The organism is Pseudoalteromonas sp. Angola-4, assembly GCF_028599265.1.
GTDB classification, from domain to species: Bacteria; Pseudomonadota; Gammaproteobacteria; order Enterobacterales; family Alteromonadaceae; genus Pseudoalteromonas; species Pseudoalteromonas atlantica.
In genome coordinates this window covers 301858-321139 of the sequence record NZ_JAQREK010000002.1, presented here as the reverse complement: position 1 = coordinate 321139, position 19282 = coordinate 301858, and the positions used below count along the sequence as shown (strand labels likewise).

21 protein-coding genes are annotated in these 19282 nt (G+C 38.3%); 16 read left to right on the top strand and 5 right to left on the bottom strand.

The window, feature by feature from the left end:
• Nucleotides 1–337: 337 nt before the first annotated feature.
• The 8 genes from PSH48_RS03910 to PSH48_RS03875 all read left to right on the top strand — a co-directional run bounded on the left by PSH48_RS03910 (nucleotide 338) and on the right by PSH48_RS03875 (nucleotide 6489).
• A complete protein-coding gene (locus PSH48_RS03910) occupies nucleotides 338–745 on the top strand; it encodes a hypothetical protein (protein WP_004587201.1) in 408 nt (135 codons plus the stop codon).
• Nucleotides 746–897: 152 nt separating this feature from the next.
• Nucleotides 898–2154: a cation:proton antiporter gene (locus PSH48_RS03905; protein ID WP_273610934.1), complete on the top strand. Its 1257-nt coding sequence runs from the start codon at nucleotides 898–900 to the stop codon at nucleotides 2152–2154.
• A 270-nt stretch (nucleotides 2155–2424) separates the two neighbouring features.
• Nucleotides 2425–2832 carry a hypothetical protein gene (locus PSH48_RS03900; protein ID WP_004587203.1) on the top strand — a complete coding sequence of 136 codons (408 nt, stop codon included), beginning with the start codon at nucleotides 2425–2427 and terminating at the stop codon, nucleotides 2830–2832.
• Nucleotides 2833–3099: 267 nt separating this feature from the next.
• Nucleotides 3100–3438, top strand: a complete 339-nt coding sequence (locus PSH48_RS03895) for a hypothetical protein (protein WP_039972209.1) — start codon at nucleotides 3100–3102, stop codon at nucleotides 3436–3438.
• Complete coding sequence (locus tag PSH48_RS03890; protein ID WP_004587205.1) at nucleotides 3431–4774, top strand: SPFH domain-containing protein; 1344 nt, start codon at nucleotides 3431–3433, stop codon at nucleotides 4772–4774. Before PSH48_RS03895 ends, PSH48_RS03890 begins: the two co-directional genes overlap by 8 nt.
• Before the next feature lie 225 nt (nucleotides 4775–4999).
• Nucleotides 5000–5269, top strand: coding sequence for a YrhK family protein (locus tag PSH48_RS03885; protein WP_004587206.1), 270 nt, complete (start codon nucleotides 5000–5002; stop codon nucleotides 5267–5269).
• Nucleotides 5270–5324: 55 nt separating this feature from the next.
• Nucleotides 5325–5840 (top strand): M23 family metallopeptidase, encoded by a 516-nt coding sequence (locus PSH48_RS03880; protein ID WP_443197866.1) that lies wholly within the window; start codon nucleotides 5325–5327, stop codon nucleotides 5838–5840.
• Between the two features lie 238 nt (nucleotides 5841–6078).
• Entirely contained in the window at nucleotides 6079–6489 is a 411-nt protein-coding gene (locus tag PSH48_RS03875; protein ID WP_273607923.1) for a hypothetical protein, read from the top strand.
• Between the two features lie 77 nt (nucleotides 6490–6566).
• Here the strand turns inward: PSH48_RS03875 and PSH48_RS03870 are convergent, their stop codons facing one another.
• Nucleotides 6567–7880: a S41 family peptidase gene (locus PSH48_RS03870; RefSeq protein WP_273610933.1), complete on the bottom strand. Its 1314-nt coding sequence runs from the start codon at nucleotides 7878–7880 to the stop codon at nucleotides 6567–6569.
• A gap of 272 nt (nucleotides 7881–8152) precedes the next feature.
• On the opposite strand from PSH48_RS03870, the gene PSH48_RS03865 reads away from it, so the two are divergent.
• The 8 genes from PSH48_RS03865 (at nucleotide 8153) to PSH48_RS03830 (ending at nucleotide 16675) form a co-directional block, all read left to right on the top strand.
• A complete protein-coding gene (locus PSH48_RS03865) occupies nucleotides 8153–8563 on the top strand; it encodes a hypothetical protein (RefSeq protein WP_004587208.1) in 411 nt (136 codons plus the stop codon).
• A 477-nt stretch (nucleotides 8564–9040) separates the two neighbouring features.
• Nucleotides 9041–12187, top strand: a complete 3147-nt coding sequence (locus PSH48_RS03860; RefSeq protein ID WP_273610932.1) for a pilus assembly protein — start codon at nucleotides 9041–9043, stop codon at nucleotides 12185–12187.
• A gap of 498 nt (nucleotides 12188–12685) precedes the next feature.
• The gene (locus tag PSH48_RS03855; RefSeq protein ID WP_029772248.1) at nucleotides 12686–13342 is read left to right on the top strand and encodes a hypothetical protein; all 657 of its coding nucleotides are present in this window, start codon (nucleotides 12686–12688) and stop codon (nucleotides 13340–13342) included.
• Nucleotides 13339–14025 (top strand): Crp/Fnr family transcriptional regulator, encoded by a 687-nt coding sequence (locus PSH48_RS03850; protein ID WP_054983963.1) that lies wholly within the window; start codon nucleotides 13339–13341, stop codon nucleotides 14023–14025. The genes PSH48_RS03855 and PSH48_RS03850 overlap by 4 nt, the downstream gene beginning before the upstream one ends.
• Nucleotides 14026–14098: 73 nt before the next feature.
• Nucleotides 14099–14602: an Mpo1 family 2-hydroxy fatty acid dioxygenase gene (locus PSH48_RS03845; protein WP_064384970.1), complete on the top strand. Its 504-nt coding sequence runs from the start codon at nucleotides 14099–14101 to the stop codon at nucleotides 14600–14602.
• 145 nt (nucleotides 14603–14747) lie between these two features.
• A complete protein-coding gene (locus tag PSH48_RS03840; RefSeq protein ID WP_273610931.1) occupies nucleotides 14748–15539 on the top strand; it encodes an SDR family oxidoreductase in 792 nt (263 codons plus the stop codon).
• Nucleotides 15540–15600: 61 nt separating this feature from the next.
• On the top strand, nucleotides 15601–16191 hold the full coding sequence (locus PSH48_RS03835; RefSeq protein ID WP_054983966.1) for a DUF2238 domain-containing protein: 591 nt from the start codon (nucleotides 15601–15603) through the stop codon (nucleotides 16189–16191).
• 31 nt (nucleotides 16192–16222) lie between these two features.
• Nucleotides 16223–16675: a GNAT family N-acetyltransferase gene (locus PSH48_RS03830; protein ID WP_096041545.1), complete on the top strand. Its 453-nt coding sequence runs from the start codon at nucleotides 16223–16225 to the stop codon at nucleotides 16673–16675.
• Between the two features lie 29 nt (nucleotides 16676–16704).
• Here PSH48_RS03830 and PSH48_RS03825 read toward each other — a convergent pair whose 3' ends face one another.
• The 4 genes from PSH48_RS03825 to PSH48_RS03810 all read right to left on the bottom strand — a co-directional run bounded on the left by PSH48_RS03825 (nucleotide 16705) and on the right by PSH48_RS03810 (nucleotide 19051).
• On the bottom strand, nucleotides 16705–17148 hold the full coding sequence (locus PSH48_RS03825; RefSeq protein WP_248442105.1) for a hypothetical protein: 444 nt from the start codon (nucleotides 17146–17148) through the stop codon (nucleotides 16705–16707).
• Nucleotides 17149–17203: 55 nt separating this feature from the next.
• Nucleotides 17204–17824: a hypothetical protein gene (locus PSH48_RS03820; RefSeq protein WP_096042554.1), complete on the bottom strand. Its 621-nt coding sequence runs from the start codon at nucleotides 17822–17824 to the stop codon at nucleotides 17204–17206.
• Nucleotides 17825–17953: 129 nt separating this feature from the next.
• Nucleotides 17954–18271 carry a hypothetical protein gene (locus PSH48_RS03815; RefSeq protein ID WP_273605049.1) on the bottom strand — a complete coding sequence of 106 codons (318 nt, stop codon included), beginning with the start codon at nucleotides 18269–18271 and terminating at the stop codon, nucleotides 17954–17956.
• Nucleotides 18272–18853: 582 nt separating this feature from the next.
• Entirely contained in the window at nucleotides 18854–19051 is a 198-nt protein-coding gene (locus PSH48_RS03810; RefSeq protein ID WP_024033426.1) for a DUF6435 family protein, read from the bottom strand.
• Between the last annotated feature and the right edge of the window lie 231 nt (nucleotides 19052–19282).

Genomic DNA, 19282 nt, shown 5'->3' with positions numbered 1-19282 from the left:
GTTATTACCGGTCCAAAGTAAATCAAACGCAAATTTGCTAAGCACTTGGTGCTTTAACAGCTGGTTTGGTGGATAAATGATGCTGCAGACATAGGCTTTAAGTTTGAAGCTGTTATGGAAAAGTTAAGCTACTTGAACGGACTAAGTAAAGAGCGGGTTCGGTTACTGATTGTATAAATACTAATTGCCCTAAATTAGTAATTTGGCATTAGACTAAAGTCTATAAGTTAATTTTCTTCACTTATTGGTTTTGTTTTAATCGTTTGTCGGTTTTGTGTTAATTCTCTAAAGTTGAATTGTCGGCAACAAGCACGACTAACTCAACAGGAATATAATCATGAAAAGCTCACTTATCAAAACCATCGCTCTTGGCTCTTTATTAACTTGCTCAGCTGCTGTAATGGCTGATACAAGTGACTACAAATTAATGGTTATCGAACAAGCGACTGCACCGCAGCCAATTGAGCAGTCATTTAATAGTTGCGCACTGAATGTTAAGTCAAAAAACTATGCAGAGGCTGAAGCAATTTGTACAAAAGCAATTGCACTTTTAAAAGATGCAGACGGCCCTAAATTTAAAGTACGCCAACTTACGTCATTCGCGTTAAGTAACCGAGGTGTTGCGCGCTTAAAATCAAATAATGACACAGCAGCCATTGCTGATTTGTACGAGGCAGCGCAAATGTCTAACAGTACAATGGTATCGCATAATTTAACACTTGCTAAAGAAGAGCTTGCGCTATAAAAAAGCACTAAACATGCTTTAATTAAGCCAGTGTATAAAAAGCCCATGTTAGGTTTATTCTTAACATGGGCTTTTTGCGTTGCACGGTTAAAAAGTGCAAATCATAAAAGTGGAAACTACCTATTAGGCTTTAAATTTAAGAGAGCTAGATTATGGATGTCACGAGTACGTTGAGTATATTTGAAGTTAGCGCGATTTTTTTATCTATAACCGCATTACTTGCTTATATAAATCATCGGTTTATTGGCCTACCAACCACCATTGGGGTGATGGTTATTTCGCTTTTAGTGTCTATTGCGGCCATATTTTTGGGCTTTTTAGGGTTTGATGAACTTATTGATTACGAAGTAAGCCTACTTGATCAACTCAATTTTACTCATGTATTGCTCGACGGCATGCTCTCAATGCTGCTTTTTGCTGGGGCGCTGCACGTTAATGTAAGTGACTTAAGACGTTATAAATTACCCATAGGTATTTTAGCGTGTGTGGGTACGCTAGTTTCAACAGTGATTATTGCTACAGCGTTATATGTAGTAGTGCCTTTATTGGGATTTAATTTATCGTTTATATGGTGTTTATTATTTGGTGCGTTGATTTCGCCAACCGATCCGATAGCGGTGATGGGTATTTTACGCTCTGCTGGTGCGCCTAAAAGTATTGAAACCGTAATAGCGGGGGAGTCGCTATTTAATGATGGTATAGGCGTGGTGGTATTTGCGCTTTTATTAGGAATTTTAACCAGTGGTGATATGCCAACTACATACTCAGTGGCTCATACACTCGCTGTTGAAGCGGGGGGCGGTATAATATTTGGTTTAATATTAGGCGGTGCTTTAAATTATTTATTAAAAGCAATAGATAGCTACCAAGAAGAAGTATTACTTACGCTAGCGGGTGTTATAGGCGGTTATGCATTGGCGAGTCACTGGCACTTATCGGGGCCACTTGCGATGGTTATGGTGGGATTAATGGTGGGTAATCATGGCCGTAATTTAGCTATGAGTGATAAAACACGCCACTATGTTGATTTGTTTTGGGAGCTAATTGATGAAATTTTAAATGCCATTTTATTTGTGCTAATTGGCCTTGAAGTGGTAATGATTGTGTACTCAGCTAATTTGCTGGTGGCGGGCGTTTTAACCATTTTAATTGCGCTATGCGCACGTCTTATTGTGGTTGGCCTAACAACAACTATTTTTAATAAACAGCTCGAGCTGCCCAGCGGTGCATGGAAAGTGTTAACCTGGGGAGGGTTACGTGGCGGTATTTCGGTGGCACTGGTGTTGCAGTTACCTGATGGATCGCAGCGTAATATATTATTGGCTTTAACTTATGCGGTGGTGGTTTTTTCAATTTTAGTGCAGGGCTTGAGCGTAGGAAAAGTCGCGAAAAGCATAAAAACAAAATAAATTTTAAAGACTGATTTTTGTACAGAGCACTGGCTTGTTTGTGTAGCTACTCCATAACACTCGTTTTAAAACCTTTTTCAAAACAAGCAGTAATTACGCTGGTTTACACGCTGTTAAACATTTAAATTTGTACGTATATTAGACTAAAGTCTATAGGTTAATTTTCTTCACTTATTGAGTTTGTTTTTCTCGTTTGTCGGCGCTGAGCTATTACTCTAAAGTTCAGTTGTCGGCAACAAGCACGACTAACTTAATTAGGAAAGGCAAACCATGAAACGTACACTTTTAAAAACCATCGCTCTTGGCTCATTACTAACTTGCTCAGCAGCTGTAATGGCTGATTCAAGTGACTACAAACTAATGGTTATCAAAACCGCTACTGCACCATTGCCACTTGAAGAGTCATTCAATAGCTGTGCACTTAACGTTAAATCTAAAAATTACGCTCAAGCTGAAGAAATTTGTACTAAAGCCATTGCACTATTAAAAGATGCACAAGGCCCTAAATTTAAAGTACGCCAGCTTACATCGTACGCGTTAAGCAACCGTGGCGTTGCACGTTTAAAAGCGCATAACGATACAGCAGCATTAGCTGATTTATACGAAGCAGTACAAATCTCTGAAAACACATTAGTGTCTCATAACTTAACTCGCGCTAAAGAAGAGCTTGCCTTATAAAGCAATTTAATTAGCGAGAGTCACAAAAAAGCCCCTACCGATTTATATTAGGTAGGGGCTTTTTTGTGCGTGTAATAAAATTTTTTTATAAAACTCACATGTAAATTTAAAAGCGAGAAAGCCCGTTTTAGAAAGCTTTATTTTTGGAATTATTACTTTTACCTGTTTTTTATACGAGGTTTCTGTAAAATTAATGAGTTAACATTTGTTATTGATTTATAACACCTGTTATTGACGTAATCATTCAACTAAATATAAGCAGGTTATATGATTTTCTATATTGTTGGGTTGAGTACATTGGTTATTATTTTGTGTTTAGCTATTTATGTTATTTATAGCAATATACGCAAAAACCGAGTAAGAAAAACTAAGGAATACAATGTGCTGTTTGATAAAGACACCATTGTAGATGAGCTTATTACTCAACTTACGGATAAAAACCAAGCCCAAGCAGATAAACATAAAAAAATAAAAGGCAAAGAAGAGATCCTTGCAACATTTATAGAATTGCATCGCTCAGGTAGTTTTTGTGCGCATTTAAGCGAGCAAGAAATTATTTACTTTGTTAAGAAAAAACTAAACATGGAGAGTAATGAAAATGGATAGCGATAAAAAAGCGGTTCCAGAAGAAAAGTCACAATCATTTATAGGTCGTTTTGGCCGCCGAAATGTCATTTTAGTAACATCAATAGTGGTTGTGTTGGCTGTTATAGCAACGCTTACTTCACAAGTTATTTCTTGGAACGAAGCTGACGAGCGTTTAGTTCATCAATCGGCGTTTACCGGAAAGTTAACGGTTATTAACCAAGCTGGCCCATACTTAAAAGCATTTGGCACTACATCTGCTTATAAAAAGGTTATATCGATTAACTTTACGGGTGACGAAAACGCGACTGCGAGTGCAATTGTACCTCTTATTCCAATACGCTTTTTGGATACAACAACCGGTGGTGCACGTGGTGTATCGCGCTTTAGGTTGCCAGGCAATGTACCAGCCACTGAAAAAGGTGAATTACGTGGATTACTAAAAATACACGAAGAGTTTGGTTCGCAAGATACGCTTATATCTAATTTACTTATGCGTGCTACTACAGAAAACGTTAAAGCGTCGGCGCGTATGATGTCGGTTGAGCAGCATTATTCTGGTGGAAACGGGCAACTTAGCCAAGACTTCTCTGATCAACTTACTAATGGTATTTTTGTTACTGAGCAAATAATCAGCAGCGGTGAGCGGGATAAAAGCGATGAACTAGGTAGCTTAAGTAAACAGCAGCGTGTAACGGTAAATATTAAATCTGATAAAGAGGGTAAACCGCTGCGTAATGCGCCGATTTTAGGTGCGTATGGTATTACTGTTGTAGATGCAAGTATTATTGATATTGACTACGAAAGTAAAGTAAACGCGCGCTTAGAAGCGCAAAAGCAAGCGGCTGCAGATGAAGCCTTGGCACGTCAAAATCTTAAAAAAGCAGAGCAACAAGCGCGTACAGAAGTTGCCTTAGGCGAACAAGCTATAGCAAAGCAGCGGGCAGAGTCTGAAAAGCTTAAAATTAAAGAGCAAATCGATGCCGAGCGTATTAAAGCGAATGCTATTATTTCTGCTCAGCAACGTGTAGCTGTAAAAGCTGAGTTGGCTAAAGAGCAAGAAGAGATATTAAAGCAACAGCGTTTAGAAGCACTAGGTATGGATGTGTTAGCTGAGGCACGCTTACGTGCTAAATCAGCAGCGCTTGATCCTAAATATGTGTTTGATGAAACATTAAAAGCTGAGGTGAAAATTCAAACTGCTTTATTCAATAGTTTAGGAAAAAGTCGCTTAGTGCCTGAAATTGTAATAGGTGCAGGGCAGGGCGAGCAAAGCAATGGTTCTGAATTTATGCGATTATTAGCGGCAGATGCGGCTTTAAGTCTTAAAAAACGTTTAGAAAAAGACCAAAAATAAACAATTAAATATACAAGTAATAGTGAGTTTTAGCTATAAAGACTCTACACCAATAAAAACGCTGGCTGATATATCAGGCAGCGTTTTTTATTGTGTGTTTTTTGCTATTGTATTATGCAAATAAGCCTATACCAATGCGTAATAATACTTAATTAAGCGAATTGGTATTAGATGCTAGTGAAAACAGTTTTTCAATTACACAGTAAAAAAGAGTGAGTAGTATTGATGGGCTCCAGCAAAAATCAGCTTAATTTAGACTTAGGACAAGAGCATATTACTATCCAACGCCGTTATGAAGCATTAGGCGCAGTTAACGATTTTTTAATTGCGGTGTGGTTTTTAATTGGTAGCTTTTTCTTTTTAAATGAGTCATTAGTTGAAAGCGGTACCTGGCTTTTTATAGCTGGCAGTGCGCAATTAATAATAAAACCTGTATTAAAATTAATGAGTTTAGTTCACGTAAAAAAAGTGTTTCGTTCTAACAATACTCACTAGGCGTTCAGGTATTGTAATTAATAATTTAATGACTATTCACAGCAAAGGTAATGCATTGAAACTACTAAAGTGGACTTTGGGCGCAGTTATAATTTTATTAATAGTGGGTTTACTCATTCCTGAGAAGCTAGTAGTTCCTGTGCAAGGCGCTACAAGTAAGGATTGGAACCACAATACGTTTTGGTATGAGCCGTGGGGGCGCTCGGGTGTGCATAAAGGAGTTGATATTTTTGGCGCTAAAAACACGCCTGTGGTTGCTGCAACAAGCGGTATTGTTATTTTTTCAGGTGAACTAAACCGAGGTGGCAAAGTGGTTGCGGTACTTGGTGCAAAATGGCGCGTGCATTATTTTGCACATTTAAATGACTACCATGTAAGTGCAGGGGATGTAGTTAGCATAAACAGTCAAATTGGCTTACTGGGCGATACCGGTAATGCCGCAGGAAAGCAACCTCATGTGCATTATTCTATATTATCGCTTATGCCTATGCCGTGGCTTTTTACAACGCAAAGCCAAGGGTGGAAAAAAATGTTTTTTTTAAACCCACATAAAAAGTTAACTGCTAACTAACTCAGTTTTATGTATGGATGGGTCTTTACTGATTAGCTGCCAACGTTGTTAACTCACTTGTTTTTGCTGTATTTTTTGAAAGTGAAAGAAACGCTATTTAAAGCAGGCATTAGACTAAAGTCTATAAGTTAGATTTTCTCACTTATTAGGTTTGTTTTTATCGTTTGTCGGGGCAAGAGGATTTATCTAAAGTTAAGTTGTCGGCAACAAGCACGACTAACCAAACAGGAAGATAATCATGAAACGTACACTTTTAAAAACCATCGCTCTTGGCTCATTATTAACTTGCTCAGCTGCTGCAATGGCTGCTCAAAGTGACTACAAATTAATGGTTATTGAAGATTCTGTAACAGCCGCACCAGAGTTTGAACAGCCATTTAATAGCTGTGCACTTAATGTAGAATCTAAAAATTACACAGAAGCTGAAGCCATTTGTACACAAGCAATTGCCTTATTAAAAGAAAGCCGTGGCCCACGTTTAAAAGTACGCGAACTTACATCGTTTGCATTAAGTAACCGTGGTGTAGCCCGCATGATGGCCAAAAAAGACACCGCAGGCCTTTCAGATTTATACGAAGCGTATCAAATCTCTAAAAACTCATTGGTATCTCATAATTTAACGCGTGCTAAAGAAGATTTATCTTTATAAAAACGTTTTATAACGCGATAAAAAAGCCGATGAAGGGATAACCCTGCATCGGCTTTTTTTGTATGCAATTAAAAGGGTTATATCGTGTTTTTATCGAATAGACCAAAATTGTTATAAAGCGATTTTTGTTTATGTAACTGGCTTGTTTGAGTTGTTGAGCAACTATTATTAGTTAACAAGTATAGAGCCTCGCTTAGAAGAGGATCTTTGGTATCGCCCCAATCAGAATTAATGGTATCTTCGGCGTAACAATCTGCAGGTAAACCATCAAAGTAATCACCATAGCCAGCTGAGTTAGTCATTTTAAAGTTTATGGCAAACACAACGTGGTCACAAAGTTGATTAATATCCATGCCAACAGGCTTTCCTCCTGTGCTTGTGCCAACTACTTGAACATCAATGTAAGGTTCTAGCGCATTTATTACCACTTCGCTGGCAGACAATGTTTGTTCAGTGGTAAGTATTACTACACGAGGTAAATTTAGGCGTGGTTGATTATTATTTAACTCGAAATCTACGCTGTTAGTTTCACGGTTTTTATTATATTCGTAATTAAACATAGGCTTGCCAAGCACGTTCTCAGCAGCAATTTGGCTTGCTAGTTGTTTAGCTACATTAAGGTAACCGCCGCCGTTATAGCGTAAATCAAGTACTAGCTCTGAAACGCCCTCTTGCTCGAATAACGAAAATGCGTCATCTAAGTCTGGGGCACTGCGTTCAATAAAGCTATTAAAGGCCAGGTAGCCAACCTTACCTGTATTAGATTCTAATATGCGGGCGTCTAGAATAGTGTTTGTGCTAACCGTTGCGCGTGCCATAGTGCCGGTTTGTTCTTCACCGTTTAAATCTATCCATGTTACGTCTACTGTATAGCCTTCTTCTTCAGGCCCCAATAAGGCATCGTAGTCAAACGTATTGTTGGTTATTGCTTCTTCAATATTTACGCCATTCATTTTGGTGATTAATGAGCCTCTGGTTAACCCCATAGCTGCTGCATTACCATCGTCAAATACATACTTTACAAGAAGACCGTTAGATTCTATTTTGTTTGCTAAACCATAACCAAAATAACTCGCGTTAAGGTATCGGTCTTCATATTCTTGCGCAGTGACTACATAACTGTATTTATCTAATTCTACTTGCGATTTAACTTCGGTCATTAAATCGCTTAATGAGTCAAATGTAGATGGGTTTGTTGAGGTATTTAGCTGTTCACTCCAAAGGTAATCTGTTTGAAGGTAGTCCCAAAGGGCTTCGTTTTGTGCTGTTTGACTAGCACATACTGCAGGGTCGGAACTTATAATATCGCCTTCGTTTTCTGAGGAGCCCCCACATGCACATAATAATAAAAATGAGCTAGATAAAACTATATTTTTTGTTTTTTTAATCATGACAATCCTTGTAAATATTGGGTCAATTAACAAAGTTACAACACTAATGCTTTTTTGGCAATAGGTAACCATTGTGTAAATTGTTGAGTTTGTTTAGGTTTATTTATAGCTTTTAGTCGGCCAATCTTCTGCTGTAGAAGAAGGGTAAGCTAAGTCTATAAGTTAGTATTTCTCATTTATTGAGTTTGTTTTTATCGTTTGTCGCTGCGCTCAGAATTATCTAAAGTTAAGTTGTCGCCAATAAGTACGACTAACCAAACAGGAAGATAATCATGAAACGTACACTTTTAAAAACCATCGCTCTTGGCTCATTATTAACTTGCTCAGCTGCTGCAATGGCTGATCAAAGTGACTACAAATTAATGGTTATTGAAGATTCTGTAACAGCAGCGCCGGAGTTTGAACAGCCATTTAATAGCTGTGCACTTAATGTAGAATCTAAAAACTACACAGAAGCTGAAGCCATTTGTACACAAGCAATTGCCTTATTAAAAGAAAGCCGTGGCCCACGTTTAAAAGTACGCGAACTTACATCGTTTGCATTAAGTAACCGTGGTGTAGCCCGCATGATGGCCAAAAAAGACACCGCAGGCCTTTCAGATTTATACGAAGCGTATCAAATCTCTAAAAACTCACTGGTATCTCATAATTTAACGCGTGCTAAAGAAGATTTATCGTTATAAATTTATTACTTAGCACTTAAAAAGCCCCTGCGAGTTTATAAACTCGCGGGGGCTTTTTAGTTTTTATTTTTGAAATTAACCAATGTGAGTTGTTAATTTTTAAGCGGGTTTAACGTGTATCCTCACTTAAATACCTATTTTAATAGGGGGTTTTAAACTTAAAATATGGTAATAACACCATTGCAAGTAAGGTTAACCCAGAATCACAGAGTTAATTGTTTTTAAAAGCAGGATATTTTGCTAATGGCGATGCGTATATAAAATGCTCTAAGGGTATTAAATTTCTTTATATTTACGCCTATTTTCATTAAAGTACTTAACATATAGCAAATTCAGTTAATATTAATCTTTGTAAATAAGTTTATGTTTAATGGCATTTAGCTGTTTTGTGCATTTTTCTAATTAAAACTAAAAATAAATAAGTAACTGCACTTTTAATGGAACTGCGTGATTTTAGCGCAGATAAAAGGATTTAAAATGAAACTTACCTTCAATCGCATTGTTGCATCTTTTTTTGCAGCAACTGTTAGCCTCTCTGTAATCGCCGAAGATATAGAGCTATACGTAAACCATAACGTAGAAACCGATGAAAACCCCCGTGTTGTGATTATTTTTGATACCTCCGGAAGTATGGGAAGTAAGCTTCCTTACAACGGACCTAAAAAAATAGATGCAGCTAAAGATGCCATGACCCAACTGGTTAATGATAATAGCGCCATTGACTTTGGTTTAATGCGTTTTAATGGTAACAACGGTGGTTATATTATGGCTGGTTTAGGCTCATCACATGACACTATTTTAGGCCAAATTGAAAAGCTACCTGCTAGCGGTAACACCCCCGTTACAGAAACCTTATGGGAAGCCTACCTTTATATGACAGGCCAAACCGTTTGGTATGGACAAAATACCAATCAACGTGACTTTAGTGTAGAGAACAATGACAACCCTTTAACGCCCCCTGATTATATATCGCCGTTTAGACAGGCATATGGTTCGCAAGAGCGCTGTGATAATTCTATAAATTTAATATTAATGACCGACGGCGACCCTACTCAGGATAATAACCGCAATGACGATATTAAAGATTTATACAAGCAAAAATTTGGTTATAACCCAAGTAAAACAAGTAACAGTTATTTAGCGGTATTAGCGCAAATAATTCATGGTACACAAGATGTTGAAATAGATCTTTACGAAGACACACCGGAAGTGGCAGACACAGGCCGCGTATTTACTATTGGTTTTGGTAGTGGCATGAGTAGCAAAGGTAAAACGCTTCTTGAAAAAACTGCTGAACTAGGTGGTGGCGAGTACCTTCACGCAGATACCTCAGCAGAGCTCTCTGAAGCATTAAATAATACTATTTCTAGAATACGCGAAGTAAACGATAGCTTTTCATCGCCTACGGTTGCCAGTAATAACGTTGACCAAACCCGCAGCCGAGAAGCAATCTATTTTGCTATGTTCTATCCTGAGACCGGGGCTCGTTGGGGCGGCAATTTAAAAAAATTAGTTATGTCGGGCTCTAACATAGTTGACTCCACAGGCCGTGAGGCAATAGGTGATGACGGCTTAATTAAAGAAGACGCTCGCACGTTTTGGCTACCTTCAAATAAACCGGCCGATGGTAATTTAGTCGCACAAGGCGGCGTAAACTACTTACTTTCAAGCTTAGACTCACAAAGCCGCAAACTGTATATAGATTCGGACGGTAGTATTGTTGATTTTACCTTTGATAGAGTTAAAGAAATTTTAAATATAGTGTCAGACGCCATAGGTGGCATCATACCGGGTACTGATATTGCTATCTCGCGCAATGATATTAATTGGGCAAGAGGCATGGATGTAGATAACGAAGATAGCGATAGCTCATCAGTAGATCAGCGTGCCAATATTTTTGGTGATCCTTTGCATTCTAAGCCGGTATCTATTGATTATGGTGATGGCAACATACGTATTTTAGTGGGCACTAATGCTGGCTTTTTACACATGTTTAACGATAAAGGTAACAGCATTGAAGAGGAGTGGGCGTTTATGCCTGCTGAGCTGTTAAAAAACATACCTGCGCTTCGTACAAATCAAGCCAATACTAAAGTGTATGGTATGGATGGGCCTATTAGTGTGTTTTTTAACAATAAAAGTTTAAACAGTGACGGCTTAAATGACGGAGTAATAGATGCCACTAAAGGTGATGAAGTATGGGCATTTGCTGGCATGCGCCGCGGGGGTAAAAACTATTATGCACTTGATATTAGCTCACCAGATAAGCCAAAACAGCTTTGGAGTAAGCCTATTGTAGGCGGCTCAGATGGGTTTGAATACCTAGCTCAAACCTGGTCAAAACCACAAATAGCCTATATTAAAGCGTTTGGAGATGAGCCTTTACTGGTATTTGGTGGCGGATACGATACAAACAAAGACAACGCGATTCGTAGCGAGGATGGATCAGGCACGGGAATTTACATTGTTAAGGCTAAAACTGGCGAAAGAGTATGGGCGTTAACGCCCGAGGATAACAATTTCCAAGGTAAGCACAGTATAGCTGCTGATATAGCAACGCTTGACTCAGATTATGATGGTTACATTGACCGTTTATATGCCACCGATACGGGGGGTAATATTTGGCGTGTGGATATGCCAGGCTCTGACAAAAATAGTTTTTCTCATTACAAATTAGCAGAGCTTGGCAGTTCATTAGCAACGCAAGACCGACGCTTTTTTTACAAGCCACTAGTGGCACGTACTATGTTTAGTAAAGTAAGCAAAACGAGCTATGGCGGTGAAGAAATAACCACACGATTAGATACGCCTTACGATGCAATCGTGATAGGCAGTGGTAATCGCTCAAATCCGCTTGCAACCAATGAGCAAGATCATCTTTACATGATTCGCGATGAACAAACCGTAACTAAAACCTTCGATTCACAAAATACGCCAGAGCCCATAGTGCCAAGTGAATTAATGCTTATGAATGACGACCCATTTGGCAATGCACTAGATAATGTAGATGAGTTTGTAGAACTTGAAGCTGATTTAGCAGGCTTTAAAGGGTGGCGATATGAGCTAAGTAATGGTGAAAAATCATTGGCTGCAGCCACCGTAGTAGGAGGCGTAGCTTATTATACATCGTTTACACCTGCACTAGAGTCTGATAAAAATCAGTGCTCTTTAACAGGGGGCGGTGGTGCAATGTACGCTTTTCATTTGCACTATGGCACAAAAGTGTACGACCAACTTAAATTTACTACCAGCTACGATGTACCCGACACCGCTCAGTTGTATTTTGGTGAAGGCGACTCATGTATAGATGCTAATAATAATGGATTATGTGATGTGCCAACACCTGATGATGGTGACCCAGATGACGGTACCCCAGGTGGTGGCTACGAGTACGAAGAAACAATACCTGTTAGCCAAGTAAGCCAGTTTTATTTAATCGGCCCGAGCCTTACTGGTGAAGGCGCAGTAAACCCAATCAAACCGCCTGAAATTAACGGACCAGGGCTAACTGTTGTTGATGGTAAAGTTAAACTTGTAAATGACAGTGATACATTAGGCTTTGGCTTTAAAACGCAGCAAACCTACATATATAAGCGTGAAGAAAACGATTCTTCATCTGATTAGGTTAGCCTTAGCTCAGGCGTCACAGCGCTTTATTATTTACCGCGCATGCCTTTAAAAGGCATGCGCTAACTTTTCTAGCTAATACTAAAGAGCCCAAAGCAAACCTTGCTACGTTAAAGTGTTCTGCTAAAGAAAGCTCAACAATGTAATTTTTGCCTAAAATTCAACACGCCTCCTACCTAAAATAGATTACCTAACCAAGCGAATTTGTATTAATAAAAGCCAACATTTATCCGCAATTATTGTGTTTAAGTATTATAAAAAGAGGGTTTATTGTCCCTATATTGAAAATAGACATACGGGTATTAATTGGTTTATGAATTGTTCGTAAATAAACCAATTAATGTGTAAATAAATATTAAATAAGTCACTAAATAGTAAAGCAATATTTGCATAACATGGTTAAAAAAAAGATTTATAAAACTTACCATTTTTAATGGTTGCTAGTGCTTAATTTTGCCGCTATTTTAAGGTTAAGTTGTATTAGATGGAATTAGTATGAGTTTCAAATTGATCTCTTTTTGCTATTGTATTCCCGTACTCTTTTTAAATGGTTGCGATGAGGAAGTGAGTTTATTTAGTAGCAGTAAAACGCCGTTAGTGGCTAAAAACGAAAACGCTAATTTACCGGCTACTGCTATTAAGCAAAAGCACCTTGTTGTAGAAGGCCTAATAGAGGGAATTGTACCAAGTCACTGTAAACGTGGTGAAACAGCGTATATAAATGCAAAAATGCAAAAGGTTATACGCAACCCAACTGCAAAAGTGACTTATACACTAAAGCCCACTGATAATATTTTGTCTGTGTGTGTGGCCAATGATAACTCAGCTATTACTTATCGTTATGGCACTGAGCAAAAAATTGGCCTTGAGTATACGGCCACTGCCGCGCAGCCATTTGGTAGCTACTATCGTCAAATAGGGAAAGTAGGCGAAAGTATTTTGTTTTTTAACAAAGGCAATTACTATTACTACATTATTAATGCTGGTGGTATGGGCAGTGGTGTTTCAGTGAACGTATATAAAAATAAAACGCTTATTGCGGAGTTTTTCTCTGGTAATGAGGCGTATAACGACTTTGTTATTGCCAGTAATTTAGACTTGCCTAAGTCGTTGGCAATAGAGCTTCAACCACATATAAACACAATGCAATGAATGGATTAAGTAAAGCACATTGTAACATTATTGAACAAGGGCAGTGGTTTTCTAAGCGTGATGCACACTTAAAACAGTTTTTACTAAGCCACGCAAAAACTTTAAGCCTTAGCGCGCACCAATCTCTTTTTTTACGAGGTGATAAACACGACGGTATTTATGCTGTATTAAGTGGTGTGGTGCGTATTAGTGGGGTAAGTAATAATGGTAAAGAAGCTGTTTTAAGCTTTGTTGACGCCTCGCTGTGGTTTGGCGAAGTCACTTTATTTGACCGCGGAATGCGCACGCACGATGTTTATGCGCAAACCGATGTAACACTGTGTTTTATTGGGCAACGTGCACTAGAGCAACTGTTAAAACAATACCCGCATTATTGGCAAGACTTTGGGTTACTCCTTGCCCAAAAATTGCGAGTTATGTTTACTAGCATGGAAGATCACGCACTATTAAGTGCCGAGCAGCGCGTTGCAAAACGCTTGCTTATATTGTGTGCGCATTTAGCGCATAGTAATGGCCATACGTTTACTTTGTCTCAGCAGCAATTGGCTGATATGACTTACCTTACACGCCAAACCGCCAATCAAATTCTACAAAAATTAGCAAAGCAGCAACTCATTGAGGTCGGTTATAACAAAGTGACCATTTTAAACCAATCTGCTTTAGAGCTACTTTGTAATCAGTAAATGTCGGCTCCCCGACAGAGTGATATTTTAAAAGCCTGATATAGTGTAAAAAAACACAATAAAAGGCACACACATGAAAACTCTACAGCAACAGCTTGGCACATACGGTTTGTACCATCGCTCTAAACGCAATGTTTTAACTCATTTTTTTGGCATTCCGCTTATTGTATTTGCGGTGCTGTGCTTGTTAGCGCGTATTCAAATACCCATTGGCAGCCTGCTTATTGATGGCGCGCAGCTTTTTGTTTTTGCAAGCGTAGTGTATTACTTAATGCTGAGCGTGTCGCTTGGCTTAATAATGGGTGTACTGTTTACCTTATTGCTTTTAGCAGCCCAGCCAATCGCTGCTATGGCTTTTTGGCCTTGGTTAAGTATTGGCGTGGGCGTGTTTGTATTTGGCTGGGTGCTGCAGTTTATTGGCCATTATTATGAGGGTAAAAAGCCTGCGTTTGTAGATGATTTAATTGGCTTAATTATTGGCCCGTTGTATGTAACCGTTGAGTTTTTATTTTTAATGGGTTTTTATAAATCGCTAGAGCATGAAGTTAACGCCATAGCAGGCCCCACCAAGGCATAATGCTAAGCGGCTTAAATATTTAGTTATTTTAGCGTGCTAAATAAAGCGTTAACCACGTTATAAATCATTTATCTGTCGCTATAAACGTTTAAAACTTAACACGATTGCTATTAGCAGCGGATAAAATAATAAAGGCAAATAACCCATGCAATACAACAATAAAACCGTGTGGATCACTGGCGCATCATCAGGTATTGGCAAGGAGCTCGCAATACAGTTTGCAGCACTGGGTGCCAAGGTTATTTTATCAGCCAGAAGCGTTGATAAACTTAACGAACTAAAACAAAGCTTACATGGCGATGGCCACATTATTGTGCCTCTTGATTTGTCATCGCCTGAAGCTGTTTTAGCTCAAGTTACTGATTTAATTAGTACATTACCTGCTATCGATATTTTAATTAATAACGGTGGGGTATCGCAGCGCAGCCTATTTTTAGAAAACGAATTTAATGTTTACCGCCAGTTGATGGAAGTTAACTATTTTGGCCTAATTGCACTTACTAAAGCGGTGGCGCCTAGTATGGTAGCAAGACAAAGCGGTTCAATCGTCTCTATTAGTAGCGTTGCGGGTAAAGTAGGCTCTAAATTTAGAACGGGCTATTCAGGCTCTAAATATGCGGTAGTGGGCTTTATGGATTGCCTGCGTGCTGAGCTTGCAGAGTATAACATTCATTGCTTAACTATTTGCCCTGGCTCTATTAAAACCGCCATTGCACATAATTCGTTAAACGAGCAAGGCATAGCGCAAAACAAGCCAGAGCACTCAATAGAAAATGGCATGGATGTAAGCCTAGCCGCTAAAAAAATGATCCTCGCAATTCATAATAAAAAAGACGAAGTGATTGTTGGCAAAGGCCTAAGTGGCTGGGCACCGACCATTAAACGGTTTTTTCCTCGTGTATTTAATCGATTAACCGCTAAAACAAACTATCGGTAGCATCGGGCGATTTAGAGATATAAAATGCTGTAAATTCAATCAATTTAGACAAGGATTCTAAATGAAGTATTTATGGCTTGGCCTGTTTTTTATTGTATTAATTTGGTCCGGAATTAACCCAAAAGATCAGTTTACTTGGCTGCTTGAAGTTATCCCCGCAATCATTGGTTTAGTGCTTCTGGCAAGCAGCTATAAGCATTTTAAACTCACCCCCATTTTATATGGCTTTATATTAGCGCATTGTATTGTGCTAATGGTTGGCGGGCATTACACCTACGCCGAAGTCCCTTGGTTTGATAATTTATTTGGCAGTGAGCGTAACAACTACGATAAAGTAGGGCACTTTTTTCAAGGGTTTGTGCCTGCATTATTAGCGCGTGAAATATTACTACGTAAAAACGTAGTAAATGGTAAAGGCTGGCTAAATGTGTTTGTTGTATCGATATGTTTAGCGTTTAGTGCTTTTTACGAACTAATAGAGTGGTGGGTTGCAGTGTTAAGCGGTGAAAACGCAGAAGCATTTTTAGGTACGCAAGGGTACGTATGGGATACTCAATCTGATATGGGAATTGCATTACTTGGGGCTATTTGCTCGATATTGCTGCTTTCAAAAGTACACGATAAACAGTTAAAAAATGTTAAAGATTATTGATTCAAATTTTGTTACTAAAAGACAATAAATTATGACTGTAAATACCCACAATTTCACGATAAGCACAGATAAAAGCAAGCTTAACTTTAACGTTATTTATAACTTTATTGTTAATAGCTATTGGGCTAAAGGAATACCTAAAAGCGTTATGCAAAAAGCGATTGATAACTCAATGTGCTTTGGTGTTTACAGCGCTGATAACGAGCAAGTTGGTTTTGCCCGCGTAGTAACCGACAACGCCACCTTTGCCTATTTGGCTGATGTATTTATTACCCCAGATTTGCAAGGTAATGGTCTGAGCAAGTTACTGGTTAAAACGATAGTAGAGCACCCTGAGCTGCAAGGGCTAAGGCGCTTTTTATTAGCCACTTCTGATGCCCATGGCCTGTATGCGCAATACGGGTTTAAACCGATAGACAACCCAGCACTGCTAATGCAAATAAATCCTGCAAATGTGTATGAGGGAAATAATAGTGAGACCTAATAAATGGGGCGAAGAGTTTAAGAAGTTTTCTATGTGCCTAATTTACCAAGACTATATTGTTCTATACTACCAGCGGAAAAACAAATACCAACATAAAGCCAAACAGTACTCGCTACAATTTGCCAAGTATCTAAACCTGAGGACGTTACAAATGTAGGAACAGCAATTAATCCCCGCAATAAGCAGATCATTGCAATGGTAATTAAAGCTGATTTGAGCAGAGGAACTTTGCGAATTAAACCAACTGCTGAAAAAGCAAAAATAGTACAAGCAAACATTAAGCTTGCAACGATTATTGTGCCAATTGGAGCAAGTAAAGTTCCTTGAATCGAAGAGTCGATTATTTGTTGAGGTGCCCGAGCAAATGCAAACCAACTAGGACCACCAAAAATACAGAGTAGGTGCCAGATCGCAGAAGCGGAAGCTATAACACCTGCACTAATTAATAATTTTGATTGAACACTAAAAATCAATGCTTACTCCATATTGTACTGGCACATAACGCCTTGTTATATTTCGTTGGATCATTTAGCTGCTAATTCGGTTTCGTCTTTCTTCATCAAGCTTTTTTAATGTATTGAGTGTAAAATTAGGCTTTAATACTAATTCATGCTCTCTTGCATTACCTTCGAACAGCACCTGTGAATCATCTATTTCCATAAGGAATACTGGCCTAGCTTTGAGCATGGATTCGGACATTCCAGATGCATGGTAAAAAGCATTAAGCCCTTCAATTTCCCTTGCCCACGAGCAACCTAAATCCTGTTTAGACTCACCATCTCTACCTATTCGATATAAGGTTAAAGCTTGATTCAAAGGCGTGTAGCTTTGAGGAAACTTTGACAAATCAAAGCGAAAACAATCATAACTTCCTGATATTACACTTGAGGTATATAGCTCGTTTAGTGTATCTTTTTTCTCTTTGCCTTCCATAATATTGATTATGCCCTCCTTATGGGCATTCAGAAACATTAGCAACACCTCCAATTTATCGCCATGTTCATTAGTATAAAAAGTTCCTTCGAAATCTTTCTTAGATGCCAACAGCTTATCGATATATGTAAGTTCCTGGGGACTAAGATATTTATATTTTAAGTGTTCGAGATCGATACCGATGGAACTAAGTAGTGTGGATAAATATTGATTCAAATAGTTCTCTCTTAAGAAATATAACGCCGTTTTAAGCGGCAAATTGCAGTTGGCTAAAATAAGTGAGGCACGAACATAAAGCCAACGGTAATTTGTCCGACTTGAAAACCCTTGTTAGGTGTACTTAGCCTATAGCCATATACTCAACATTAATGATGACCAAGTTAAAAGATATAATATTAAACTTGGATTTTTTGACTTTATATTTAAATGTAAAAATAAAAATGTGAACGCTAAACTAACAACACTTGGCAAAATTCCTTTGATATGAGAAGCATCACTCAATATTTGTATTGGGGTTAAAATGACAATACAAATAATAGCTAAATAAATTGTACTTTTAACAATATAATCTTGAAGGGTGTCATCAGGATCCGTAAGTTCTTTATTTTTATTACGAAATAACTCCTTAATTATCTGGATTACTTCTTTATCAGCTTCCGTCATAATTTGAATGTACACCTAACAATTTTATCAGAGGACACTTTCCTTTTTTTTATGAGCAAAGTATGTCCTCTTAATTATTTTTAATATTAATAGCAAATCCTGTAACACATTGCGAGCATTAAACTTTAAGGCGGGGTGTTCTTTTTATGGCAGGTAGAAAAGAGGAAATTGTCCTCATTTTCTGACTTAGGAGGAAAAACGCCAGCGCAGTAAGTAAATACAGCAGTTAAAGATTTAAAATGACATCCAAACCCCTTTTTTAAATCATTTAATCGCCACTAAAAACTGCATCGAAAATATAAGTAACCGCTTTAAGTACATTTGTTTATGCAAGCCTATTATAAAAGGTGGTTTTTGGCTGGTGGAGGCTATAAAACGAGGTGATGAATTATTTACTAAACGCGTCTTGCTGCTTTTAAAACAGTACAGACACGATATTTATACCAATCGACTTAAATATTTAGCCTTTCTCGCGTGCTAAATAAAGCGTTAACTGCGTTATAAATTTCTCATGTAGAAAAACTACATGTCGAAATTTATGCCTTGTTATCACTCTATTTATCCGTCGCTATAAATGTCTAATTACTTAACACGATTGGTATTATCTGGCTTTTTTGCTTCAAGCGCTTCTATTTCACTCCAGATTTTTTCGGCTTCTGCGCTTAACATGGCGTAGCTTTTAATGTCGCCTTTACGCTGTGCTTGCATGCCTTGCTCAAGCTTTGCATCGTACTCTTTACGTAGTTTTTTTGTCGGGTCTGATTTAAATAGTGAAAACATGGGGCTCCTTAGTTTTATAAAAGTATTAGGGCGTGTTGATCTTTGCGGATTGAAATTTGTTCAATCTAGGGGCGATTAAATCGCGGCGCGAGGTTTGTAACCTAGTGGGCTCGATAACTGCTCCTGCGTTATTCTAATGACTTACTTCCATGTAAGAATAAGTAGAAACCGAGCAAAGCTTCCGCGTCCTGCTCACGCCCCTTACCTACATCCATGTAGGCAACAAAGAGT

Coding starts and splice junctions, on each gene's coding strand:
- PSH48_RS03865 (WP_004587208.1), top strand. CDS start 8,153: ATGAAACGTACACTTTTAAAAACCATCGCTCTTGGCTCATTATTAACT.
- PSH48_RS03905 (WP_273610934.1), top strand. CDS start 898: ATGGATGTCACGAGTACGTTGAGTATATTTGAAGTTAGCGCGATTTTT.
- PSH48_RS03910 (WP_004587201.1), top strand. CDS start 338: ATGAAAAGCTCACTTATCAAAACCATCGCTCTTGGCTCTTTATTAACT.
- PSH48_RS03850 (WP_054983963.1), top strand. CDS start 13,339: ATGAATGGATTAAGTAAAGCACATTGTAACATTATTGAACAAGGGCAG.
- PSH48_RS03900 (WP_004587203.1), top strand. CDS start 2,425: ATGAAACGTACACTTTTAAAAACCATCGCTCTTGGCTCATTACTAACT.
- PSH48_RS03885 (WP_004587206.1), top strand. CDS start 5,000: ATGGGCTCCAGCAAAAATCAGCTTAATTTAGACTTAGGACAAGAGCAT.
- PSH48_RS03845 (WP_064384970.1), top strand. CDS start 14,099: ATGAAAACTCTACAGCAACAGCTTGGCACATACGGTTTGTACCATCGC.
- PSH48_RS03840 (WP_273610931.1), top strand. CDS start 14,748: ATGCAATACAACAATAAAACCGTGTGGATCACTGGCGCATCATCAGGT.
- PSH48_RS03895 (WP_039972209.1), top strand. CDS start 3,100: ATGATTTTCTATATTGTTGGGTTGAGTACATTGGTTATTATTTTGTGT.
- PSH48_RS03875 (WP_273607923.1), top strand. CDS start 6,079: ATGAAACGTACACTTTTAAAAACCATCGCTCTTGGCTCATTATTAACT.
- PSH48_RS03855 (WP_029772248.1), top strand. CDS start 12,686: ATGAGTTTCAAATTGATCTCTTTTTGCTATTGTATTCCCGTACTCTTT.
- PSH48_RS03860 (WP_273610932.1), top strand. CDS start 9,041: ATGAAACTTACCTTCAATCGCATTGTTGCATCTTTTTTTGCAGCAACT.
- PSH48_RS03890 (WP_004587205.1), top strand. CDS start 3,431: ATGGATAGCGATAAAAAAGCGGTTCCAGAAGAAAAGTCACAATCATTT.
- PSH48_RS03815 (WP_273605049.1), bottom strand. CDS start 18,271: ATGACGGAAGCTGATAAAGAAGTAATCCAGATAATTAAGGAGTTATTT.
- PSH48_RS03810 (WP_024033426.1), bottom strand. CDS start 19,051: ATGTTTTCACTATTTAAATCAGACCCGACAAAAAAACTACGTAAAGAG.
- PSH48_RS03870 (WP_273610933.1), bottom strand. CDS start 7,880: ATGATTAAAAAAACAAAAAATATAGTTTTATCTAGCTCATTTTTATTA.
- PSH48_RS03830 (WP_096041545.1), top strand. CDS start 16,223: ATGACTGTAAATACCCACAATTTCACGATAAGCACAGATAAAAGCAAG.
- PSH48_RS03835 (WP_054983966.1), top strand. CDS start 15,601: ATGAAGTATTTATGGCTTGGCCTGTTTTTTATTGTATTAATTTGGTCC.